The following is an 18,891-nucleotide window of genomic DNA, read 5'->3' on the forward strand; positions in this document are numbered from 1 at the left end:
AAGCCTACGATGTGGTAGTTGAACTCTTCAGCGAACAGTCCCGGCAGCGGCCGAAGATCGCGAAGTGCTTCATGTCCGTGTCGAACCCGAACTGCGCGCGCAGTTTGGCCGTGAAGTCGGCCGCCACCTCGACGTCCGCCTCGATGACGTTCTCGCAGTCCCGGCACACCAGGTGCAGATGGTGGTGGCGGTCGGCGAGGTGATAGGTGGGCGCGCCGTGCCCGAGGTGGGCGTGGCTGACCAGGCCCAGCTCCTCCAGCAGCTCCAGCGTCCGGTAGACGGTGGAAATGTTGACCCCCGACGCCGTCTTCCTCACTTCCACGAGGATGGCGTCGGGGGTCGCGTGCTCAAGGGTGTCCACGGCTTCGAGGACAAGCTGACGCTGCGGCGTCAGCCGGTAGCCGCGCTGCCTGAGGTCGCTCTTCCAGTCGGTGCTCACCACACCGAAAGTGTAGGACTACTTGAAAAAGGCGATGCCGTCGTCGGGCATGTCGTCCGGCAGGGCCTTCGCCCAGCGCTCGACGTCCTCGGGGGTGACGACCTTCTTCAGGTGCGCCGACATGTAGGGGCGCAGCTCGACCTCGGGGGTCTGCTTCTCGCCGACCCACATCAGGTCGCTCTTGACGTAGCCGTACAGCCGCTTGCCACCGGAGTAGGGCTGGGCCGCGGCGGTGCGCGCGACGGCGTCCGTGACCAGGTCGATCTGCGGCTTCTTGTCGGCCATCTCGCCGTACCAGATCTCCACCGTGCCGTCGTCGCGGGTCATGGTGACCTCGACCTTGCGGCTCGCGTCGATCCGCCAGTAGCCGGACTCCGACTCCAGGGGACGGACCTTGTTGCCGTCGTTGTCCAGGACCCAGGTGTGGGAGTGGTACTCCAGGAAGTCCCGGCCGTCGTGGGTGAAGCTGACCTCCTGCCCGAAGTTGCACTTCTCCGAGCCGGGGAAGTCGTGCACGCCCACGCCGGCCCAGTTGCCGAGCAGGAAGGCGAGCGGGACCAGGTCCTTGTGGAGGTCGGACGGGATCTCGATCATGAGGATGCTTTCCTAGGGGTGGATCAGCGCTGGCCCTGGTACAGCTTCTTCACGGTCAGACCGGCGAAGGCGAGAACGCCGACGCAGACCAGGACCAGCAGGGTTTCGAAGAAGATCTCCACGGGTGCTCCTTGAGCGAGGGTGGGCGTACGACAGAGCCGGGGCCCAGCTTACGCGGCCGGGCTCCGGCCCTCCTGACGAGGTGCGCGGCTCGCTGTCGCGGGCGCCGCGGGGACCGGAGTGCGCGGGGAGCCGCGGGCGGCCGAACTACGATTCGGGCATGGCGAAGAAGCTTGTGATCAAGGTGACGGCCGGGGCCGATGCCCCCGAGCGCTGCTCGCAGGCCTTCACGGTGGCGGCGGTGGCCGTGGCCAGTGGGGTCGACGTCTCGCTGTGGCTGACCGGGGAGTCGTCCTGGTTCGCGCTGCCGGGCCGGGCCGCCGAGTTCGAGCTGCCGCACGCCGCTCCGCTGCCCGACCTGATCGACTCGATCCTCGCGGCCGGCCGCGTCACGCTGTGCACCCAGTGCGCCGCCCGCCGGGAGATCTCCGAGAAGGACGTCCTCGACGGGGTCCGGATCGCGGGCGCGCAGGTCTTCGTGCAGGAGGCCCTGGCGGACGGCACCCAGGCGCTCGTGTACTGAGGCCGCCGGCCGCGCCTCAGGGGCGCGGGCGCTTCTTGCCGTCGAGTTCGTCCCACCACTCGTCGGACTTGGGGTCGCCGGACGGGTCGTCCCACCAGCGGTCGTCGGGGCCCCGCCGGTTGGCGATCATCGCGGCGACCGGCGGGATGACCATGGCCACGACGCACATGCCGACGGCCGCGGGCACCGACCAGATGCGCACGACTCCCCAGGCCAGGACGAAGAGCCCGATACACGTCCCCATCATGGCGAAGTAGATGTGGCGCCGGCGCGCGTACATGGTTCCAGAGTAGGTCCGACCGCCCGCTGTCACAGGTGATCGACAATCGGGGCCCGGGGCCCGCGGGCGGGGTTACGGTGGCGTGGTCGTACCGGATTCCGCACCCTGTCACCGACCCTGGGGGACACCACATGCGCGGCCTGCGAATACTGCTGATCCTCGTCGTGATCCTGGGCGTGCTCTTCGTGGTCGTGGACCGGGTCGCCGTGTACTTCGCCGAGGGCGAGGCGGCGGACAAGATCAGAGCGACGGAGAACCTGTCCGCCACCCCGGACGTGGACATCAAGGGCTTCCCGTTCCTCACGCAGCTCGCGGGCGGCTCCCTGGACGACGTCCAGGTCGGCATCGCCGACTACGAGGCGGCCACCGGCGAGGCCGGCCGGACCATCCGCATCGACCGGCTGAAGGCCGACATGAAGGGCGTCGAGTTCTCCGGCGACTACAGCTCCGCCACGGCGGACAGCGCCACCGGCACCGCCACGATCGCCTACGCCGAGCTGCTCAGGGCCGCCAAGGCCGCGCCGACCGACGTCGGTCTCGGCGTAAAGGCCCAGCTCGTGGGCCTCTCCGACGGCGGCGACGGCAAGATCAAGGTCGCCGTCCGGATCCAGGGCGCGATCGCGGGGGCCGTGCACATCGACAAGACCGTCTCGGTGCGCAGCTCGGTGACCGTCGAGCACAACCGGGTGCAGGTCCACGCGGACTCCCTGCCCGTGATCGGCGGCCTGGCGCTCGCCGAGAGCCGCGTCCGCTCGATCACCGACTTCCGGCAGGCGGTGGACCGGCTGCCCGGCGGCATCGAGCTGGACAAGGTGCAGGCCGCGCCGGACGGGGTGGAGATCACCGTGAAGGGTTCGGACGTCAGGCTGGCGGGGTAGGAAGTCCGCCGGTGGACACCGGACGTCCGACTGGCGAGACGTCCGCGTCCGTACCGTAGCCGCGTGACGCCCGGGAGTGCCCGGACGCCGTCCGCCGTGCGCCTCGACGGCTTTACTGTCCCACCATTCGGACGATCGCGTCTCGGGATATGACACGCCGGTGACATGCCCGCCCGGACGTCCCTACGATCGACCGCATGAAGCGACAGGCGGACCTCACGAAGCGGCGGGCAGTGGACCTGTGCCGCGTTGCCGCCATGCTCTGTCGCCCCTTCTGAGCGAAAGTCCCCGACTTCCGCGTTCTCACCCTCGCCCTGCTGGTAGGGCACCCGTGCGCCGCCCGCATGCCGGCGCGCCCCCTCGCACTCGCACGCCTCGCCGCAACTGCCCCGGAGGAGAAAGAGCATGAGCCGCAGCGACGTCCTCGTCGACGCCGACTGGGTCCAGGACCACCTGGACGACACCGACATCGCGATCGTCGAGGTGGACGAGGACACGTCCGCCTACGAGAAGAACCACATCAAGAACGCGATCCGCATCGACTGGACCAAGGATCTGCAGGACCCGGTCCGTCGTGACTTCGTCGACCAGGAGGGCTTCGAGAAGCTCCTGTCGAAGAAGGGCATCGCGAACGACACCCTCGTGATCCTCTACGGCGGCAACAACAACTGGTTCGCGTCCTACGCGTACTGGTACTTCAAGCTGTACGGCCACGAGAACGTCAAGCTCCTCGACGGCGGCCGCAAGAAGTGGGAGCTGGACGCCCGCGAGCTGGTCGACGGCTCCGAGGTGCCCGAGCGCGCCACGACGGACTACAAGGCCAAGCCGCAGGACACCTCGATCCGCGCCTTCCGCGACGAGGTGGTCGCCGCGATCGGCGCGCAGAACCTGGTCGACGTCCGCTCGCCCGACGAGTTCTCCGGCAAGCTGCTCGCCCCGGCGCACCTGCCGCAGGAGCAGTCGCAGCGCCCGGGCCACGTCCCGAGCGCCCGGAACATCCCGTGGTCGAAGAACGCCAACGACGACGGCACCTTCAAGTCGGACGACGAGCTCAAGGAGCTCTACGCCGCGGAGAGCGTCGACCTCGCCAAGGACACGATCGCCTACTGCCGCATCGGTGAGCGCTCGGCCCTGACCTGGTTCGTCCTGCACGAGCTGCTCGGCGTGCAGAACGTCAAGAACTACGACGGCTCCTGGACCGAGTACGGCTCCCTCGTCGGCGTGCCGATCGAGCTCGGCGCCAACAAGTAAGCCCTCACCAACCCACCCGACCGACCTCCCGGTCAGACCCCTCTGGAGAAACAGCATGTGTGGAGCGAAGGCCGGCGGCCCGGACGCCTCGACGATCAAGCCCGGGGAGACCACGATCCAGGGTCAGGTGACCCGCGACGGCGAGCCGGTGACGGGCTACGTCCGTCTGCTCGACTCGACAGGTGAGTTCACCGCCGAGGTGCCCACCTCCGCCACGGGTCAGTTCCGTTTCTACGCGGCCGAGGGCACGTGGACGGTGCGCGCGCTGGTGCCCGGCGGCACGGCCGACCGCACGGTGGTGGCTGAGCACGGCGGTCTGGCCGAGGTGGCCATCGCGGTCTGATCGGGTTCCGTGACGGACCGAAGGGCCGTACTCCCTGGGTTGGACGCCAGTGGGAGTGCGGCCCTTCGGTGTGCCGTGACGGGGGTGCCTAGCCCAGCGTGCGGCCCAGGATCCAGACGACGGGAGCCGCCGCCGACAGCGGCAGCGCCACGCCCGCCGTGAAGTGCACGAACCGGGACGGGTAGTCGTAGGCGGCGACCCGGTGGCCGATCAGCGCGCAGGCGCCCGCCGCGGCCCCCAGGACGGCGCCCTTCGTGCCGAGACCGGTCATGCCGCCCACGGCGATACCGGCGCCGGCGGCGGCCAGCAGCGCGACCACGACCGACGCCGGGGTCGGCAGGGGCAGCGCACGGGCGAGGACGGCCACCGCGACCGCCGCGGCGCCCACGGACACCGCGTCCGGGTCGGCACCCAGGTAGCCGGTGGCGAGGATGGCCAGGGCCGCCGAGGTGACCGTCGCCATCAGGCCGTACATCCGCTCGTCCGGCGAGGCGTGCGAGCGCAGCTGCATGACCAGCGAGAGCAGGACCCAGATGCCGAGCGGGCCGAGGATCGCCGCCGGGGCGTGCTCGCGGCCGGCGACCAGGACCGCCGCGTCGGCCGCGAGGCCGCCCGCGAAGGCCAGGGCGATGCCCTGGCGGGCCGGCCACATGCCGTTCAGCCGGAACCAGCCCGCCGCCGTGACGGCCTGGAGCAGCACCAGCGGAACCAGCAGGGCCCAGGACCCGGCGGGGGCCGTGACCGCCAGCAGCAGGCCGAGCAGCGCGGTGAGCGCCGCCGGCTGCATGCCCGGGTCGATGATCGGGGAGCGGCCCTCCAGGCGCGCCCGCTGGGCGTCCGTGATCCGGGCGTTCCCGCCGAGCGTGGCGGGCCCGTAGGCCGGACCGGACGCCTCCGCGGGCTCCGGTGTTGCCGCCTCGGGTGCCGGAGCGGACTGCGGAGCGTAGTGCTGCTGCTGTGCCTGCGGCCCGTAGGACTCCGCGTACGGCTCGGCGTACGGCTGCGCCTGCTGGGGCTGCTGGTACGGCTGCTGCTCCTGGAGCGGCGGCAGGTACGCCGTCTCCGCCGACTGCACCGGCGCGTGGGTCTGCGTCTCCCAGGTCTGCCCCTGCCACTGCTGCGTCGACTGGGGGTCGTAGCCGGCCTGGCGGCCGTACTGCTCGTGACCGGGCCACGCCTGCGGGGCGGGCTGCTGCTGCTCGGGATGCTGCTGGTACGGGTCGTGCCCCTCGTAGGGGCCGCCCTGGTACGGCTGGTCGCTCATCGCCTCACCCTCCTGCGAACGGCGGGAGCACCTCGACCGTGCCGCCGTCGGCCAGCCGTACCGTCTCATGCGCGCGGGTCCCGACGGGGTCGCCGTCGACGAGGAAGGAGCACCGCAGCAGCACACGCGTGAGTTCGCCGGGGTGCCGCTCGCGCACGGCGGACAGCGCTTCGGCGAGCGTGTCCGCGTCGTACGGCTCCTCGGCGACCTGGGCCGCGGCCTTGGCGGCGGCCCAGTAGCGGACCGTGACCTTGGGCATCTGGTTCCTTTGTCGACGGCAGGAAAAGATTCGAAGACAGATGGTCTCAGGCTAGCCCGCCGCGGTCGCGGCCCAGTCCCCGATCCGCGCCAGCAAGGCGTCGTCCGCCGCGTTCTCGGCGTGGCCCATGCCCGGCTCGATCCAGAGTTCTCCGTGTTCACCGGCCGCCTCGGCCAGCATGCGGGGGTGGTCGAGGGGGAAGTAGCCGTCGCGGTCGCCGTGCACGATCAGCAGCGGGACCGGGGCGATCCTCGGGACCGCCTCGGCCGGGGAGAGCGGCACCGGGTCCCACTCACGGTGGTGGATGCGGGTGCGCAGGCCGTAGCGGCCGACCAGGCGGCCCGCCGGGCGGGTGACCAGCCAGTGCAGGCGGCGCATGGGAGCCGTGCCCCGGTAGTACCAGCGGGCCGGCGCGCTGACCGCGACCACCGCGTCGGCCGTGCGCGGGTACAGGGCCGCGTGCCGCAGGACCACCGAGCCGCCCATGGAGAAACCGACGGTCACCACGCGCGCGTGGCCGAACCCGCGGGCCCACGCCACGGCGGCGGCGAGGTCCAGCACCTCTTTGTCGCCGACCGTGGACCGTCCGCCGGAGCGGCCGTGGCCGCGGAAGGAGAAGGTGACGACCGCGCCGTGGCGGCGCAGCACGCGCGCCACCCTTCGTACATGCGGCCGGTCGACCTCGCCGGTGAAACCGTGGGCGATCACGAACACCAGGTCATGCGAGGCCGTCCGGAAGGTGTCCGGAACGGATTCGTATACAACGGCGCCCGGATCGTATACGGAATCGATCGGAATTCCGTCTGTGCTGTACAGAAACGTCCGGATAGGGGCGCGTCTGCCTGTCTCGGAATTCGGACGAACGGTGGAACGTGCCACATGACCTGCCGGACCGTTGCTCATGTGGGCTATTCTGCTGGGCAGAGGACTCGGGCAGCGTAGCCCCCGGGTCCTTTTGTGCTTTCGGAAGCGTTGTATACACAGCGGGAAACCCCAGGTGACCGCAGGTGTACGGGGCCTTCGGGATCGCAGAGCATGGCCCGTCCGCACAGTCCTCGCAGGGACCGAGGAGGAACCAGACGTATGAGTTCTCTGCTGCTCCTGACCAACGCCCTCCAGCCGTCGACGGAGGTGCTGCCCGCCCTCGGCCTGCTGCTGCACAACGTGCGGGTGGCCCCGGCCGAGGGGCCCGCCCTCGTCGACACCCCCGGTGCCGACGTCATCCTCGTCGACGGCCGCCGCGACCTGCCGCAGGTGCGCAGCCTCTGTCAGCTGCTGCGCTCCACCGGCCCCGGCTGTCCGCTCCTCCTCGTCGTCACCGAGGGCGGCCTCGCCGCCGTGACCGCCGACTGGGGCATCGACGACGTCCTGCTCGACACCGCCGGTCCCGCGGAGGTCGAGGCACGGCTGCGGCTCGCCATGGGCCGGCAGCAGATCGTGAACGACGACTCCCCGATGGAGATCCGCAACGGCGATCTCTCGGTGGACGAGGCCACGTACAGCGCGAAGCTCAAGGGGCGGGTCCTCGACCTCACCTTCAAGGAGTTCGAGCTGCTCAAGTACCTCGCCCAGCACCCGGGCCGGGTCTTCACCCGCGCGCAGCTGCTGCAGGAGGTGTGGGGCTACGACTACTTCGGCGGCACCCGCACCGTGGACGTGCACGTACGGCGGCTGCGCGCCAAGCTCGGTCCCGAGCACGAGTCCCTGATCGGAACCGTCCGGAACGTCGGTTATCGATTCGTTACGCCCGAGAAGGGCGACCGGGCGACCGAGGAGGCCAAGGCCAAGGCGGGCCGGGCGAAAGCGGATGAGACGGACACCTCCGCCGCCCTGGACGCGACCGAACTCCACGCGGACGCGTAGATCGTCCGGCGCGGGCGTGACAGACGCTCGCGCCGGCCGTTGCGCGCGCACATCCAAGCGGTGATACGCCCTGCCCGGAGCGGGTCAATCCGCGTAGACTCCGCGCGTGGCCAAGGTGACTCGGGATGATGTGGCACGGCTGGCGGGGACCTCCACCGCCGTCGTCAGTTATGTCATCAACAACGGACCCCGGCCGGTCGCCCCGGCCACGCGCGAGCGTGTCCTCGCCGCGATCAAGGAACTGGGGTACCGCCCGGACCGGGTCGCCCAGGCCATGGCGTCCCGCCGTACCGACCTGATAGGGCTGATCATCCCGGACGCTCGCCAGCCCTTCTTCGGGGAGATGGCGCACGCGGTCGAGCAGGCCGCCTCCGAGCGGGGAAAGATGGTCCTCGTCGGCAACACCGACTACATCGGCGAACGCGAGGTCCACTACCTGCGCGCCTTCCTCGGCATGCGGGTCTCCGGACTGATCCTCGTCAGCCACGCCCTCAACGACCTCGCCGCCGCCGAGATCGACGCCTGGGACGCCCGGGTGGTGCTGCTGCACGAGCGCCCCGAGGCCATCGACGACGTCGCCGTGGTCACGGACGACCTCGGCGGCGCCCAGCTCGCCGTGCGCCACCTGCTGGAGCACGGCTACGAGTACGTCGCCTGCATGGGCGGTACGGCGGACACCCCGGCCGTCGGCGACCCGGTCTCCGACCACGTCGAGGGCTGGAAGCGGGCCATGGCCGAGGCGGGCCTGTCCACCGAGGGCCGGCTCTTCGAGGCGCCGTACAACCGCTACGACGCCTACCGCGTGGCCCTGGAGGTGCTCGCCGGCCCGAACCGGCCGCCCGCGGTCTTCTGCTCCACCGACGACCAGGCGATCGGCCTGCTGCGAGCCGCCCGGGAACTGCGCATCGACGTGCCGGGCCAGCTGGCGGTGGCCGGTTTCGACGACATCAAGGAAGCCGCGCTCGCCGACCCGCCGCTGACCACGGTCGCCTCCGACCGCTCGGCGATGGCCCGGGCGGCGGTGGACCTCGTCCTGGACGACGGGCTCCGGATCGCCGGATCCCGGCGGGAGCGGCTGAAGACGTTCCCGTCCCGGCTGGTGGTCCGCGCCTCCTGCGGCTGCCTGGACTGACCGTCCGGACCGGTTCCTCCGCGTTCCCGTCCGGGGCCCTTATATCGGGCGAACGAGGTTCTGCCGGGCTTCTCAGGGAGCACTCAGGAAGCTCTCATCGTCGCGGGGGACTCTTTCGACATGACCGAGAGCATCCGCCGCAGCGGCGAAAGCGAGTACGGAACCCCGCAGGACGACGCCCACCCGGCCCCGTACGCACACCAGGACGCGTACGGCCGGCAGCACCCCTACTCCGCTCCCGTGAACCCCGAGTGGCCGCCCCCGCCGTACGGGCCCCCGACGGCGCCGGTCACCGCGGCAGCGGCCCCCGAGGCGGTGGTCCCCGCACCGCGCAGGAAGCGCACCCGGGGCCCGGTCCCGCTCCTCGCGGCGGTGGCGATCGTCGCGGCGGCGGTCGGCGGCGGCACGGCCTACGCCTTCCAGGCGCTCACCGGCGAGGACGCGGTCGCCTCCGCGGGCACGACCACCCATGTGGTGCCCACGGGCAAGAAGGGCGACGTCGCCGCCATCGCCGCCGCGGTCAGCCCGAGCGTGGTCGAGGTGAACGCCACCCTGGGCAACGGCTCCTCCACCGGCTCCGGCGTGGTCGTCACGTCCGGCGGCGAGATCGTCACCAACAACCACGTCGTCTCCGGCGCCACCTCGGTCAAGGTGCGCACCAGCGACGGCAAGAGCTACTCCGCCGAGGTCGTCGGCACCGACAGCTCCAAGGACCTCGCGCTGCTCAAGGCCGAGGGCGCCTCGGGCCTGAAGGCGGCGGGCCTCGGCGACTCCGACGGCGTCCAGGTCGGTGACACGGTCGTCGCGATCGGCTCCCCCGAGGGGCTGACCGGCACGGTCACCAGCGGCATCGTCTCCGCCCTCGACCGGGACGTCACCGTCCCCACCGAGGAGAGCCAGGGACAGGGCCAGGGCGGCGACGGACAGTGGCCGTTCCAGTTCGGCGGCCGCGAGTTCAACGGCGACACCGGTTCGTCGACCACCACGTACAAGGCGATACAGACGGACGCGTCCCTCAACCCGGGCAACTCCGGCGGCGCGCTCATCGACGCGAGCGGCAACGTCATCGGGATCAACTCCGCGATGTACTCGTCGAGTTCGCAGGCCTCCTCGTCCTCGGACGCGGGCAGCATCGGCCTCGGCTTCGCCATCCCCATCAACACCGTCAAGTCCGACCTGGCCAAGCTCCGGGCGGGCTCGAACAGCTAGCAGCAGGGAGCACGTCATGATCAAGATGGTTTCCCACCGCACCGCCGAGCGGGGACCCGCCGGCCTCACCGTCGCCCTCGCGGTCGCCCACGAGCTGCACGCGTCCGCTCCCACCACGACACCCCGCGCGCCTGAGGTGGCCCCGACCCCGGTCCCCGAGATGATGGGCCTGCGCACCTCCGCCGCCCGTCCGCACCGCAGGAAGGTGCCGCTGAACCGCCTGAGCACCATGCGCAGCCTGACCGCGCTCGGGGTCTGACTCCCCGCCTCCCCGCCTCCCGGCCCGGGAACGTGCGAGGCTGAAGAGGACCCCGACCACACGACCCCGCACCCCGAGGAACCGCGACCGATGAGCCCCGCCGAAGGCGACCGTGACCCCCAGCGCATCCTGATCGTCGACGACGAGCCGGCCGTACGCGAGGCCCTGCAGCGCAGCCTCGCCTTCGAGGGGTACGACACGGAGGTGGCCGTCGACGGGGCGGACGCGCTGGACAAGGCGACGGCCTACCGGCCGGACCTGGTCGTCCTGGACATCCAGATGCCCCGCATGGACGGCCTGACGGCGGCCCGGCGCATCCGCGGTGCGGGCGAGACGACCCCCATCCTGATGCTGACGGCCCGGGACACGGTCGGAGACCGGGTGACCGGGCTGGACGCCGGCGCCGACGACTACCTGGTCAAGCCCTTCGAGCTGGACGAGCTGTTCGCCCGTATCCGCGCGCTGCTGCGGCGCAGCTCGTACGCGGTCGCCGTGTCGGCCGAGGCCCAGGAGGACGAGGCGCTGACCTTCGGAGACCTGCGCATGGACCTCGCCACCAGGGAGGTCACGCGCGCCGGCCGCCAGGTCGAACTGACCCGCACGGAGTTCACCCTGCTGGAGATGTTCATGGCCCATCCGCGTCAGGTGCTCACCCGGGAGCAGATCCTCAAGGCGGTGTGGGGCTTCGACTTCGAGCCCTCGTCCAACTCCCTCGACGTCTACGTCATGTACCTGCGCCGCAAGACCGAGGCCGGCGGCGAGCCGCGCCTCGTCCACACGGTGCGGGGCGTGGGGTACGTCCTGCGGCAGGGCGGCGCCGAGTGAAGAAGCTGGCACGCCGGTACCGGGCACTGCCGATCCGGGCCCGCCTCGCCATGCTGGTGGCGGCGGCGGTGGCCTTCGCGGTCGCGGCGGTCTCGGTGACGTGCTGGTTCATCGTCCAGCAGCGGCTCTACTCGCAGGTGGACGAGGACCTGAAGAAGGCCCTGCGCGGCTCCGCGCAGATGGACATGATCAACACCGCCCTGCACACGTGCTCCGAGACCCCGCAGCGCGAGGGCCTCTTCCGCAACTACTCCCAGGTGGTCACGGAGAGCGGCAAGGTCTGCGTCTTCGACAACTCGGTGGGCACCGTCAAGGTCACCTCGGCTGACAAGGACGAGATCAAGGACGCGGACCTGCAGAAGATCTACTTCCGCAACGGCACCGACAACGAGGGCAACGAGGTGCGCGTCCTGACGCGCCCCCTGGGCGCGACGACCACCGACGCCGGGCAGCCGGGGCCGAACGTCGGGCTGATCGTGGCCGTCCCCCTGAAGAGCACCGAGAACATCCTCGACCAGCTCGCCCTCATCCTCCTCCTGGTCTCCGGCGTCGGAGTCGTCGGAGCGGGCGCCGCGGGCCTCGCGGTGGCCCGCGCGGGCCTGCGCCCCGTCGACAAGCTCACCGACGCCGTGGAGCACGTGGCCCGCACCGAGGACCTGACCATCCGCATCCCGGTGGAGGACGACAGCGACGACGAGGTGGCCCGCCTCTCCCGGTCCTTCAACTCGATGACCGCCTCCCTGGCCAGCTCCCGCGACCTCCAACAGCAGCTGATCGCGGACGCCGGCCACGAGCTGCGCACGCCCCTCACCTCCCTGCGGACGAACATCGAACTGCTCACCCGCAGCGAGGAGACGGGCCGCCCGATCCCCCCGGCGGACCGCAAGGCGCTGCTCGCGTCCGTGAAGGCGCAGATGACCGAACTCGCCTCCCTGATCGGCGATCTCCAGGAGCTGTCACGTTCGGAGGGGCAGCGCGGCGAGCGCGTCCAGGTCGTCTCCCTCCAGGACACGGTCGAGGCGGCCCTGAGCCGGGCCCGGCTGCGCGGGCCGGAGCTGACCGTCACGGCGGACGTGGAGCCCTGGTTCGTGCGGGCGGAGCCCTCCGCCCTGGAACGGGCGATCGTCAACGTCCTGGACAACGCGGTGAAGTTCAGCCCGGAGGGCGGCACGGTGGAGGTCCGGCTGACCGGCGGTGTGCTGACGGTGCGGGACCACGGCCCCGGCATTCCCGAGGACGAACTCCCGCACGTCTTCGACCGCTTCTGGCGCTCCCCGAGCGCCCGTGCGCTGCCCGGTTCGGGCCTCGGCCTGTCCATCGTGGCGCGGACGGTCCAGCAGGCGGGCGGCGCGGTGTCCCTGGCACCGGCGGAGGGCGGCGGCACGGTGGCGACCGTACGGCTGCCGGGTGCGCCGACGCCTCCGCCGGACGCGACCGACACACCCGGCGCTCCGGGGACACCCGAGACACCCGGGCCGCCGGAGAACCGGGAGTCCGAGTCCGCGCCGACGGCGGCCGGCTGACCGGACTCAGTCCGGCTTGCGCAGAGAGCGCAGGCGCTCGATCTGGCTGTGGCTGAGTTCGTTGCCCCGGCGCATGTGCCGGATGATCGCCTCCAGCTCGTCCTCGCTGTGGTCGTCGAGGGTCGTCCGCCAGGTCCGGCCGAGGTCGTCCCAGAGCGCGGTGACGCGGGCGACGCGCTCCGGGACGGGGGTGACCAGCACCCGGCGGCGGTCCGTCGGGTCGGGCGTGCGGGCCACGTAGCCGCCCCGTTCGAGCCGGTCCACCAGGCGGGTGGCCGAGCCCGTGGTGAGCCCCGTCATGTCGGCGATCTGCCGGACGGTGAGCGGGTCCGGCTCGGCGGTCAGCAGACTCAGGCACTGCACATCGGTCGGGTGCAGGCCCAGGTGGTCGGCTACGGCCTGATTGAAGAGGACGTAGGCCGCCAGGTAGCGGCGGGACTCCGCCGACAGCTCCTCGTACAGCCGGGCACGGCGCGGGTCGGTCACGTGACTCCCCTCAAAATTCACTGCACGGCGCAGCGATGGGCGCTATTCTCCTGCGTGACGCAGCCATTGCGTCACACAGCAATGCTACTGACCGGGGGAGAACCATGCTCACCGTCGCCATCACCGGCGCCACCGGCGCCCAGGGCGGAGCCACCGCCCGCGCCCTGCTCACCGCGGGCCACCGCGTCCGCGCCCTGACCCGCCGCCCCGACGCACCACCGGCCCGCACCCTGCTGGACCTCGGCGCCGAGGTCCGGTACGCCGACTTCGACGACCGCGCCTCCCTGGACACGGCCCTCGCCGGCGCCGACGCGCTCTTCGCCGTCACCACCCCGTTCGGCACCGACACCGGCACGGAGACCCGGCAGGGCACGGCCCTCGTGGACGCGGCGGCGGCCGCCCGGCTCGGCCATGTCGTGCTCACCTCCGCCGCCCACGCCGACCGCGGCACCGGAATCCCGCACTACGAGAGCAAGCACGCGGTCGAGCGGCACCTGCGCGCGTCCGGCCTCACCTGGACGGTGATCGCCCCGGCGGCCTTCATGGAGAACTACACCGCCGGCTGGACCCTGGAGGGACTGCGCGACGGCGCCTTCGCCTGGCCCATGCCGGCCGACCGGCCCCTCGCCCTCGTCCCGGCCGCCGACATCGGCGCGTTCGCCGCGCTCGCGCTGGAGCGCCGCGGGGAGTTCGCCGGCCGCCGCGTCGACATCGCCTCCGACGCGTGCACCCCGGCGCGCACGGCGGCCGTCCTCGCCACGGCCACCGGCCGCCCGGTCACCCATCACGAGGTGCCGCTCGACCAGGTGCGCACCCGGTCCGCCGACCTCGCGGCCATGTTCGCGTACTTCGGCACCACCGGCCTCGACGTCGACGTCGCGGGACTGCGCCGCGCGTACCCCGAGGTCGGCTGGCACACCTTCACCGACTGGGCCGCCGCCCAGAACTGGGAGTCCCTGCTGAACCCCGCCTGAGGACCGCCGGGGCCGGGGGGCACCGGGATGCGCTAGCCCGACTTGCCCGATTCATCACATATTCGGGTTGCTGTTCGCCCACAGCGGAATCAGCCGGTACCGCCTCCCGGGCCACCCCGGACAGGCCGCCACTGTGCCGCTCCCACCGGCGATTTGGACCTCCGGGCGGGCACCGTCCACGCCCCGCGCGGTGCTCCGGACGCGACTGGGCGGCCCCCGATTGGACCCCTGCCGCGTACCTCCGGACACCTGTGCGGCATCCTTGTGACAGATCACACTGTTTGGACCGTCCGGCAAAATGGGGAACACGGTCCCCTGGCACGTGGGGCAAGATCCCCTGAGCAGGTCGACAAGGAGAGAACTCGTGGACGACGTTCTGCGGCGCAACCCGCTCTTCGCGGCTCTCGACGACGAGCAGGCCGCGGAGCTTCGCGCCTCCATGAGTGAGGTGACCCTCGCACGCGGCGACTCACTCTTCCATGAGGGGGACCCCGGCGACCGGCTGTACGTCGTCACCGAGGGCAAGGTCAAGCTGCACCGCACCTCCCCCGACGGCCGCGAGAACATGCTCGCCGTCGTCGGACCCGGCGAGCTGATCGGCGAGCTGTCGCTGTTCGACCCGGGCCCGCGTACGGCGACCGCCAGCGCGCTGACCGAGGTCAAGATGCTCGGCCTGGGCCACGGCGACCTCCAGCCCTGGCTGAACGTGCGGCCCGAGGTGGCCGGCGCCCTGCTGCGCGCCGTCGCCCGCCGGCTGCGCAAGACCAACGACGCCATGTCCGACCTGGTCTTCTCGGACGTCCCCGGCCGTGTGGCGCGCGCGCTTCTGGACCTCTCCCGCCGCTTCGGCGTGCAGTCCGAGGAAGGCATCCACGTCGTCCACGACCTCACCCAGGAGGAGCTGGCCCAGCTGGTCGGCGCCTCCCGCGAGACCGTGAACAAGGCCCTCGCGGACTTCGCCCAGCGCGGCTGGCTGCGCCTGGAGGCGCGGGCCGTGATCCTGCTGGACGTCGAGCGCCTGGCCAAGCGGTCCCGCTGACGCTCTCCCGCCCGTACGGCTGTGGGGCCCGGCTTCCCGGAAGCCGGGCCCCACAGCCGTGACCGGCCCCGGACCCGCTCCGGTGGGCGGCACCGCGCATCCGAGCGCCGTACGGGCTGTTCTCGGGCTGTTCTCGCCGCCTCGCACCGAAAATCGGCTGCCTGGGGGACGCGCGCGCGGCACAGTGTCCCCATGGCCGAACCACCCGCCCCCAAAGGTCTCGACGCCCTGGGGTGCATCGCCCGCGAAGGCTCCCTCGCGCGCGTGCCCGACGCGTTCCGCCCGGTCGTGGCCTCGGCCCGCGACCGGCTCCTGGACGCCTTCGGCGCCCGCCTGCACAGCGCCTACCTCTACGGCTCGGTACCGCGCGGCACCGCGCGTGTGGGCCGCAGCGACCTGGACCTGTTCGTGGCCCTCACCGCGACGCCGGGAGAGGCCGACCACGAGACGGCCCGGGCCCTCGGCGAGGCGGTCGACAAGGAGTTCGAGCAGATCGACGGCGTCGGCACCCTGCTGTACGGCCGCGACCGGCTGCTGAGCGACCTGGAGCGGTACGACCTGGGCTGGTTCGTCGCCTGCCTGTGCACCCCGCTGCTCGGTGACGACCTCGCCGAGTACCTGCCCCGCTACCGCCCCGACTCCCTGCTCGCCCGCGAGACCAACGGCGACCTCGCCCTGCTGCTGCCGCGCTGGCGGGAGCGGGTCGAGCGCGCGGCGGACACCGAGGAGGCCCGGCGGCCGCTCGTGCGCTTCATGTCCCGGCATCTGGTCCGCACCGGCTTCACGCTCGTCATGCCCCGCTGGCAGGGCTGGACGAGCGACCTGCGGGAGATGGCCGAGGTGTTCGCTGCGTACCACCCCGAGCGGGCCGGTGAACTGCGTACGGCGGCGGAGCACGGCCTCGAACCCGTCGGCGACCCGCGCATCCTGCGGTCGTACACCGACGACCTCGGCCCCTGGCTCGCCGGGGAGTACGCGCGCGTGCACGGCGTGAAGACCCCCCGCCCGGACTAGGACGGGACCCGGGCGTCGGGCGTCGGGCGTCGGTCTAGATCAGCCCGTGCCCGGTCAGGTACTCCATCTGGGCGCGCACCGAGAGTTCCGCCGCCGGCCACAGCGAGCGGTCCACATCGGCGTACACATGGGCGACGACCTCCGCCGGCGTGCGGTAGCCGTCCTCGACCGCCGTCTCCACCTGGGCCAGCCGGTGGGCGCGGTGAGCCAGGTAGAACTCGACGACGCCCTGGGCGTCCTCCAGGACCGGCCCGTGGCCCGGCAGGACGGTGTGCACGCCGTCGTCCACCGTGAGGGACCGCAACCGCCGCAGCGAGTCCAGGTAGTCGCCGAGACGCCCGTCGGGGTGCGCCACGACCGTCGTGCCCCGCCCGAGGACCGTGTCACCGGTCAGCACCGCCCGGTCGGCCGGGAGATGGAAGCACAGCGAGTCCGCGGTGTGCCCGGGCGTCGGCACGACCCTCAGCTCCAGGCCGCCGACGCCGATCACGTCCCCGGCGGCCAGACCCTCCTCACCGAGGCGCAGCGCCGGATCGAGGGCACGCACGCGCGTGCCGGTCAACTCGGCGAACCGGCCGGCGCCCTCGGCGTGGTCGGGGTGGCCGTGGGTCAGCAGGGTCAGGGCTATGCGCTTGCCGGCCTTCTCCGCGGTGTCCACGACGGTACGCAGATGGCCGTCGTCGAGCGGGCCCGGGTCGATCACCACGGCCAGGTCGGAGTCGGGCTCGGCGACGATCCAGGTGTTGGTGCCGTCCAGGGTCATCGCGGAGGCGTTCGGCGCGAGGACGTTGACGGCCCGGTCGGTGGCGGGTCCCGAGAGGACTCCGCCCCGGGGCCGGCCCGGCAGGGCTGCTGGGTCGGTCATACGGAGCCTCCTCCGGCGCTCGGGGCGGACGTCGGTCGTGCCGTACCGGGTGCCCCGCCGGCGGGGATCCCCGACGTCGGGACGTGCTTGGTGAACTCGTCGTGTCCCGGCCAGGACAGGACGATCTCCCCGTCGCTGAGGCGGGCGCTCGCCAGCACCGGCGTCATGTCCCGCGCGGGGGCGCCCGCCAGCGCCTCGGCGGCGGTGGCGTACGGAAGCAGCTGGCGCAGTGTGGCGATGGTGGGCGGCATCATCAGCAGCTCGCCCCTGTCGTAGCCGGCGGCGGCCTCCCCGGGGCGGATCCACACCGTGCGGTCGGCCTCCGTGGAGGCGTTCCGGGTGCGCTGCCCGGCCGGGAGGGCGGCCACGAAGAACCAGGTGTCGTAGCGGCGCGCCTCGAACTCGGGGGTGATCCAGCGGGTCCAGGCGCCCAGCAGGTCCGAGCGCAGCACCAGGCCGCGCCGGTCGAGGAACTCGGCGAAGGACAGCTCGCGCGCGACCAGGGCGGCCCGGTCGGCCTCCCAGTCGTCGCCGGTGGTGTCGCCGACCACGGACTCCGCGTCGGGCCCGGCGAGCAGCACGCCCGCCTCCTCGTACGTCTCCCGTACGGCCGCGCAGACGATCGCCTGGGCACCGCTCTCGTCCGTTCCCAGCCGCTCGGCCCACCACGCGCGCGCGGGGCCCGCCCAGCGGACGTGACGGTCGTCGTCCCGCGGGTCGACGCCGCCGCCGGGATACGCGTACGCGCCTCCGGCGAAGGCCATGGAGGCGCGTCTGCGCAGCATGTGGACGGCCGGGCCGTCCGGGGTGTCCTTCAGCAGCAGCACCGTCGCCGCGCGTCTGGGGGTCACCGGGGTGAGGGTGCCGTCCGCGAGCGCGCGAATCCGGTCGGGCCACTCCGGGGGGTACCACTGACCGTTCGCCATGGCCGGAGGCTATCCCGTATAGGGCGAATGTTCGAGAGGTGCCCGAGGTCAGCGGGGTGGGAGGGGCTACGGGACGAGCTCGACCTGGATCTCGACCTCGACCGGCGCGTCCAGCGGCAGCACCGCGACACCGACGGCGCTGCGGGCGTGCACGCCCTTGTCGCCGAGGACCTCGCCGAGCAGTTCGCTGGCGCCGTTGAGGACACCGGGCTGCCCGGTGAAGTCGGGCGCCGAGGCGACGAAGCCGACCACCTTCACCACGCGCGCGACGCGGTCCAGGTCGCCCGCGACGGACTTCACGGCGGCCAGCGCGTTCAGCGCGCAGGTGCGGGCCAGCTCCTTGGCCTCCTCCGGCGTGACCTCGGCGCCCACCTTGCCGGTGACCGGCAGCTTGCCCTCGACCATCGGCAGCTGGCCGGCGGTGTAGACGTACACGCCGGACCGCACGGCCGGCTGGTACGCGGCCAGCGGCGGTACGACCGCCGGCAGGGTCAGACCCAGTTCGGCCAGCTTGGCCTCGACCGCGCTCACGCCTGCTTCTCCCGCTTCAGGTAGGCCACGAGCTGTTCGGGGTTGGGCCCGGGCACGACCTGGACGAGCTCCCAGCCGTCCTCGCCCCAGGTGTCCAGAATCTGCTTCGTGGCATGGACGAGCAGCGGCACGGTTGCGTATTCCCACTTGGTCATGGGCCGACTGTAGCCGCTGCGGCCGCGACGGCCCGCGGCCGACCGCCCGCCCTGCGGCGGACCGCCCGCCGATCATCCCCGGACCGCCCGCGTCCCGCCCTCGGCCGCCTCCCGGACCGGACCCCGGACCCCGCCCGGA

General features: G+C 72.1%; 25 protein-coding genes. 14 read left to right on the forward strand and 11 right to left on the reverse strand.

Annotated elements, in window-relative coordinates:
* Positions 1-4: 4 nt before the first annotated feature.
* Both BLW57_RS18685 and BLW57_RS18690 read right to left on the reverse strand, forming a co-directional pair.
* Positions 5-442 (reverse strand): Fur family transcriptional regulator, encoded by a 438-nt coding sequence (locus tag BLW57_RS18685; RefSeq protein ID WP_073887860.1) that lies wholly within the window; start codon positions 440-442, stop codon positions 5-7.
* Positions 443-457: 15 nt separating this feature from the next.
* A complete protein-coding gene (locus BLW57_RS18690) occupies positions 458-1,033 on the reverse strand; it encodes a heme-binding beta-barrel domain-containing protein (RefSeq protein WP_093475941.1) in 576 nt (191 codons plus the stop codon).
* A gap of 280 nt (positions 1,034-1,313) precedes the next feature.
* Between BLW57_RS18690 and BLW57_RS18700 the strand changes: the two genes are divergently transcribed.
* Positions 1,314-1,676, forward strand: a complete 363-nt coding sequence (locus BLW57_RS18700; RefSeq protein WP_093475943.1) for a DsrE family protein — start codon at positions 1,314-1,316, stop codon at positions 1,674-1,676.
* A gap of 16 nt (positions 1,677-1,692) precedes the next feature.
* Here BLW57_RS18700 and BLW57_RS18705 read toward each other — a convergent pair whose 3' ends face one another.
* Complete coding sequence (locus BLW57_RS18705) at positions 1,693-1,956, reverse strand: DUF3099 domain-containing protein (RefSeq protein WP_073887854.1); 264 nt, start codon at positions 1,954-1,956, stop codon at positions 1,693-1,695.
* A gap of 131 nt (positions 1,957-2,087) precedes the next feature.
* Here BLW57_RS18705 and BLW57_RS18710 point away from each other — a divergent pair, with 131 nt between their 5' ends.
* The 4 genes from BLW57_RS18710 (at position 2,088) to BLW57_RS18725 (ending at position 4,428) form a co-directional block, all read left to right on the forward strand.
* Positions 2,088-2,834: an LmeA family phospholipid-binding protein gene (locus tag BLW57_RS18710; protein WP_093475944.1), complete on the forward strand. Its 747-nt coding sequence runs from the start codon at positions 2,088-2,090 to the stop codon at positions 2,832-2,834.
* Between the two features lie 197 nt (positions 2,835-3,031).
* Complete coding sequence (locus tag BLW57_RS43110) at positions 3,032-3,112, forward strand: Ms5788A family Cys-rich leader peptide (RefSeq protein ID WP_350751515.1); 81 nt, start codon at positions 3,032-3,034, stop codon at positions 3,110-3,112.
* A 127-nt stretch (positions 3,113-3,239) separates the two neighbouring features.
* Positions 3,240-4,085 (forward strand): sulfurtransferase, encoded by an 846-nt coding sequence (locus BLW57_RS18720; RefSeq protein WP_093475946.1) that lies wholly within the window; start codon positions 3,240-3,242, stop codon positions 4,083-4,085.
* A gap of 55 nt (positions 4,086-4,140) precedes the next feature.
* Positions 4,141-4,428, forward strand: coding sequence for a DUF1416 domain-containing protein (locus BLW57_RS18725; RefSeq protein WP_093475947.1), 288 nt, complete (start codon positions 4,141-4,143; stop codon positions 4,426-4,428).
* 88 nt (positions 4,429-4,516) lie between these two features.
* Here the strand turns inward: BLW57_RS18725 and BLW57_RS18730 are convergent, their stop codons facing one another.
* From BLW57_RS18730 to BLW57_RS18740, 3 genes are read right to left on the reverse strand one after another with little or no spacing between them, the layout of a single operon-like run.
* On the reverse strand, positions 4,517-5,692 hold the full coding sequence (locus BLW57_RS18730; RefSeq protein ID WP_093475949.1) for a hypothetical protein: 1,176 nt from the start codon (positions 5,690-5,692) through the stop codon (positions 4,517-4,519).
* Between the two features lie 4 nt (positions 5,693-5,696).
* Positions 5,697-5,951, reverse strand: a complete 255-nt coding sequence (locus BLW57_RS18735; protein WP_093475950.1) for a MoaD/ThiS family protein — start codon at positions 5,949-5,951, stop codon at positions 5,697-5,699.
* A 51-nt stretch (positions 5,952-6,002) separates the two neighbouring features.
* A complete protein-coding gene (locus tag BLW57_RS18740; RefSeq protein ID WP_093475952.1) occupies positions 6,003-6,854 on the reverse strand; it encodes an alpha/beta hydrolase in 852 nt (283 codons plus the stop codon).
* Positions 6,855-7,034: 180 nt separating this feature from the next.
* Here BLW57_RS18740 and BLW57_RS18745 point away from each other — a divergent pair, with 180 nt between their 5' ends.
* The 6 genes from BLW57_RS18745 to BLW57_RS18770 all read left to right on the forward strand — a co-directional run bounded on the left by BLW57_RS18745 (position 7,035) and on the right by BLW57_RS18770 (position 12,762).
* Positions 7,035-7,814, forward strand: a complete 780-nt coding sequence (locus BLW57_RS18745; protein ID WP_093475953.1) for a winged helix-turn-helix transcriptional regulator — start codon at positions 7,035-7,037, stop codon at positions 7,812-7,814.
* A 106-nt stretch (positions 7,815-7,920) separates the two neighbouring features.
* Positions 7,921-8,946, forward strand: coding sequence for a LacI family DNA-binding transcriptional regulator (locus tag BLW57_RS18750; RefSeq protein ID WP_073887838.1), 1,026 nt, complete (start codon positions 7,921-7,923; stop codon positions 8,944-8,946).
* 120 nt (positions 8,947-9,066) lie between these two features.
* Positions 9,067-10,155 (forward strand): S1C family serine protease, encoded by a 1,089-nt coding sequence (locus tag BLW57_RS18755; protein WP_093475955.1) that lies wholly within the window; start codon positions 9,067-9,069, stop codon positions 10,153-10,155.
* Positions 10,156-10,171: 16 nt separating this feature from the next.
* Positions 10,172-10,414 (forward strand): hypothetical protein, encoded by a 243-nt coding sequence (locus tag BLW57_RS18760; RefSeq protein WP_093475956.1) that lies wholly within the window; start codon positions 10,172-10,174, stop codon positions 10,412-10,414.
* 90 nt (positions 10,415-10,504) lie between these two features.
* Positions 10,505-11,239 (forward strand): response regulator transcription factor, encoded by a 735-nt coding sequence (locus BLW57_RS18765; RefSeq protein WP_073887834.1) that lies wholly within the window; start codon positions 10,505-10,507, stop codon positions 11,237-11,239.
* Positions 11,236-12,762, forward strand: a complete 1,527-nt coding sequence (locus BLW57_RS18770; protein ID WP_093475958.1) for a HAMP domain-containing sensor histidine kinase — start codon at positions 11,236-11,238, stop codon at positions 12,760-12,762. The genes BLW57_RS18765 and BLW57_RS18770 overlap by 4 nt, the downstream gene beginning before the upstream one ends.
* A 6-nt stretch (positions 12,763-12,768) precedes the next feature.
* On the opposite strand, the gene BLW57_RS18775 is transcribed toward BLW57_RS18770, so the two are convergent.
* Positions 12,769-13,248 carry a MarR family winged helix-turn-helix transcriptional regulator gene (locus BLW57_RS18775; RefSeq protein WP_093475959.1) on the reverse strand — a complete coding sequence of 160 codons (480 nt, stop codon included), beginning with the start codon at positions 13,246-13,248 and terminating at the stop codon, positions 12,769-12,771.
* Between the two features lie 104 nt (positions 13,249-13,352).
* On the opposite strand from BLW57_RS18775, the gene BLW57_RS18780 reads away from it, so the two are divergent.
* From BLW57_RS18780 to BLW57_RS18790, 3 genes are all read left to right on the forward strand, one after another.
* Positions 13,353-14,222, forward strand: coding sequence for an NmrA/HSCARG family protein (locus BLW57_RS18780; RefSeq protein WP_093475961.1), 870 nt, complete (start codon positions 13,353-13,355; stop codon positions 14,220-14,222).
* A 364-nt stretch (positions 14,223-14,586) separates the two neighbouring features.
* Positions 14,587-15,261 (forward strand): Crp/Fnr family transcriptional regulator, encoded by a 675-nt coding sequence (locus BLW57_RS18785; RefSeq protein WP_073887802.1) that lies wholly within the window; start codon positions 14,587-14,589, stop codon positions 15,259-15,261.
* Positions 15,262-15,453: 192 nt separating this feature from the next.
* Positions 15,454-16,275, forward strand: coding sequence for a nucleotidyltransferase domain-containing protein (locus BLW57_RS18790; protein WP_093475962.1), 822 nt, complete (start codon positions 15,454-15,456; stop codon positions 16,273-16,275).
* A gap of 34 nt (positions 16,276-16,309) precedes the next feature.
* Here BLW57_RS18790 and BLW57_RS18795 read toward each other — a convergent pair whose 3' ends face one another.
* The 4 genes from BLW57_RS18795 to BLW57_RS18810 form a co-directional block, all read right to left on the reverse strand.
* Entirely contained in the window at positions 16,310-17,140 is an 831-nt protein-coding gene (locus BLW57_RS18795; protein WP_093475964.1) for an MBL fold metallo-hydrolase, read from the reverse strand.
* Positions 17,137-18,066, reverse strand: a complete 930-nt coding sequence (locus BLW57_RS18800) for an NUDIX hydrolase (protein WP_093475965.1) — start codon at positions 18,064-18,066, stop codon at positions 17,137-17,139. The genes BLW57_RS18795 and BLW57_RS18800 overlap by 4 nt, the downstream gene beginning before the upstream one ends.
* Before the next feature lie 66 nt (positions 18,067-18,132).
* Entirely contained in the window at positions 18,133-18,597 is a 465-nt protein-coding gene (locus BLW57_RS18805) for a RidA family protein (protein WP_093475967.1), read from the reverse strand.
* Positions 18,594-18,752: a Sp36 family protein gene (locus BLW57_RS18810; protein ID WP_009189813.1), complete on the reverse strand. Its 159-nt coding sequence runs from the start codon at positions 18,750-18,752 to the stop codon at positions 18,594-18,596. Before BLW57_RS18810 ends, BLW57_RS18805 begins: the two co-directional genes overlap by 4 nt.
* Positions 18,753-18,891: the final 139 nt, after the last annotated feature.

This window comes from Streptomyces sp. 1222.5 (assembly GCF_900105245.1).
Lineage (GTDB): Bacteria > Actinomycetota > Actinomycetes > Streptomycetales > Streptomycetaceae > Streptomyces > Streptomyces albidocamelliae.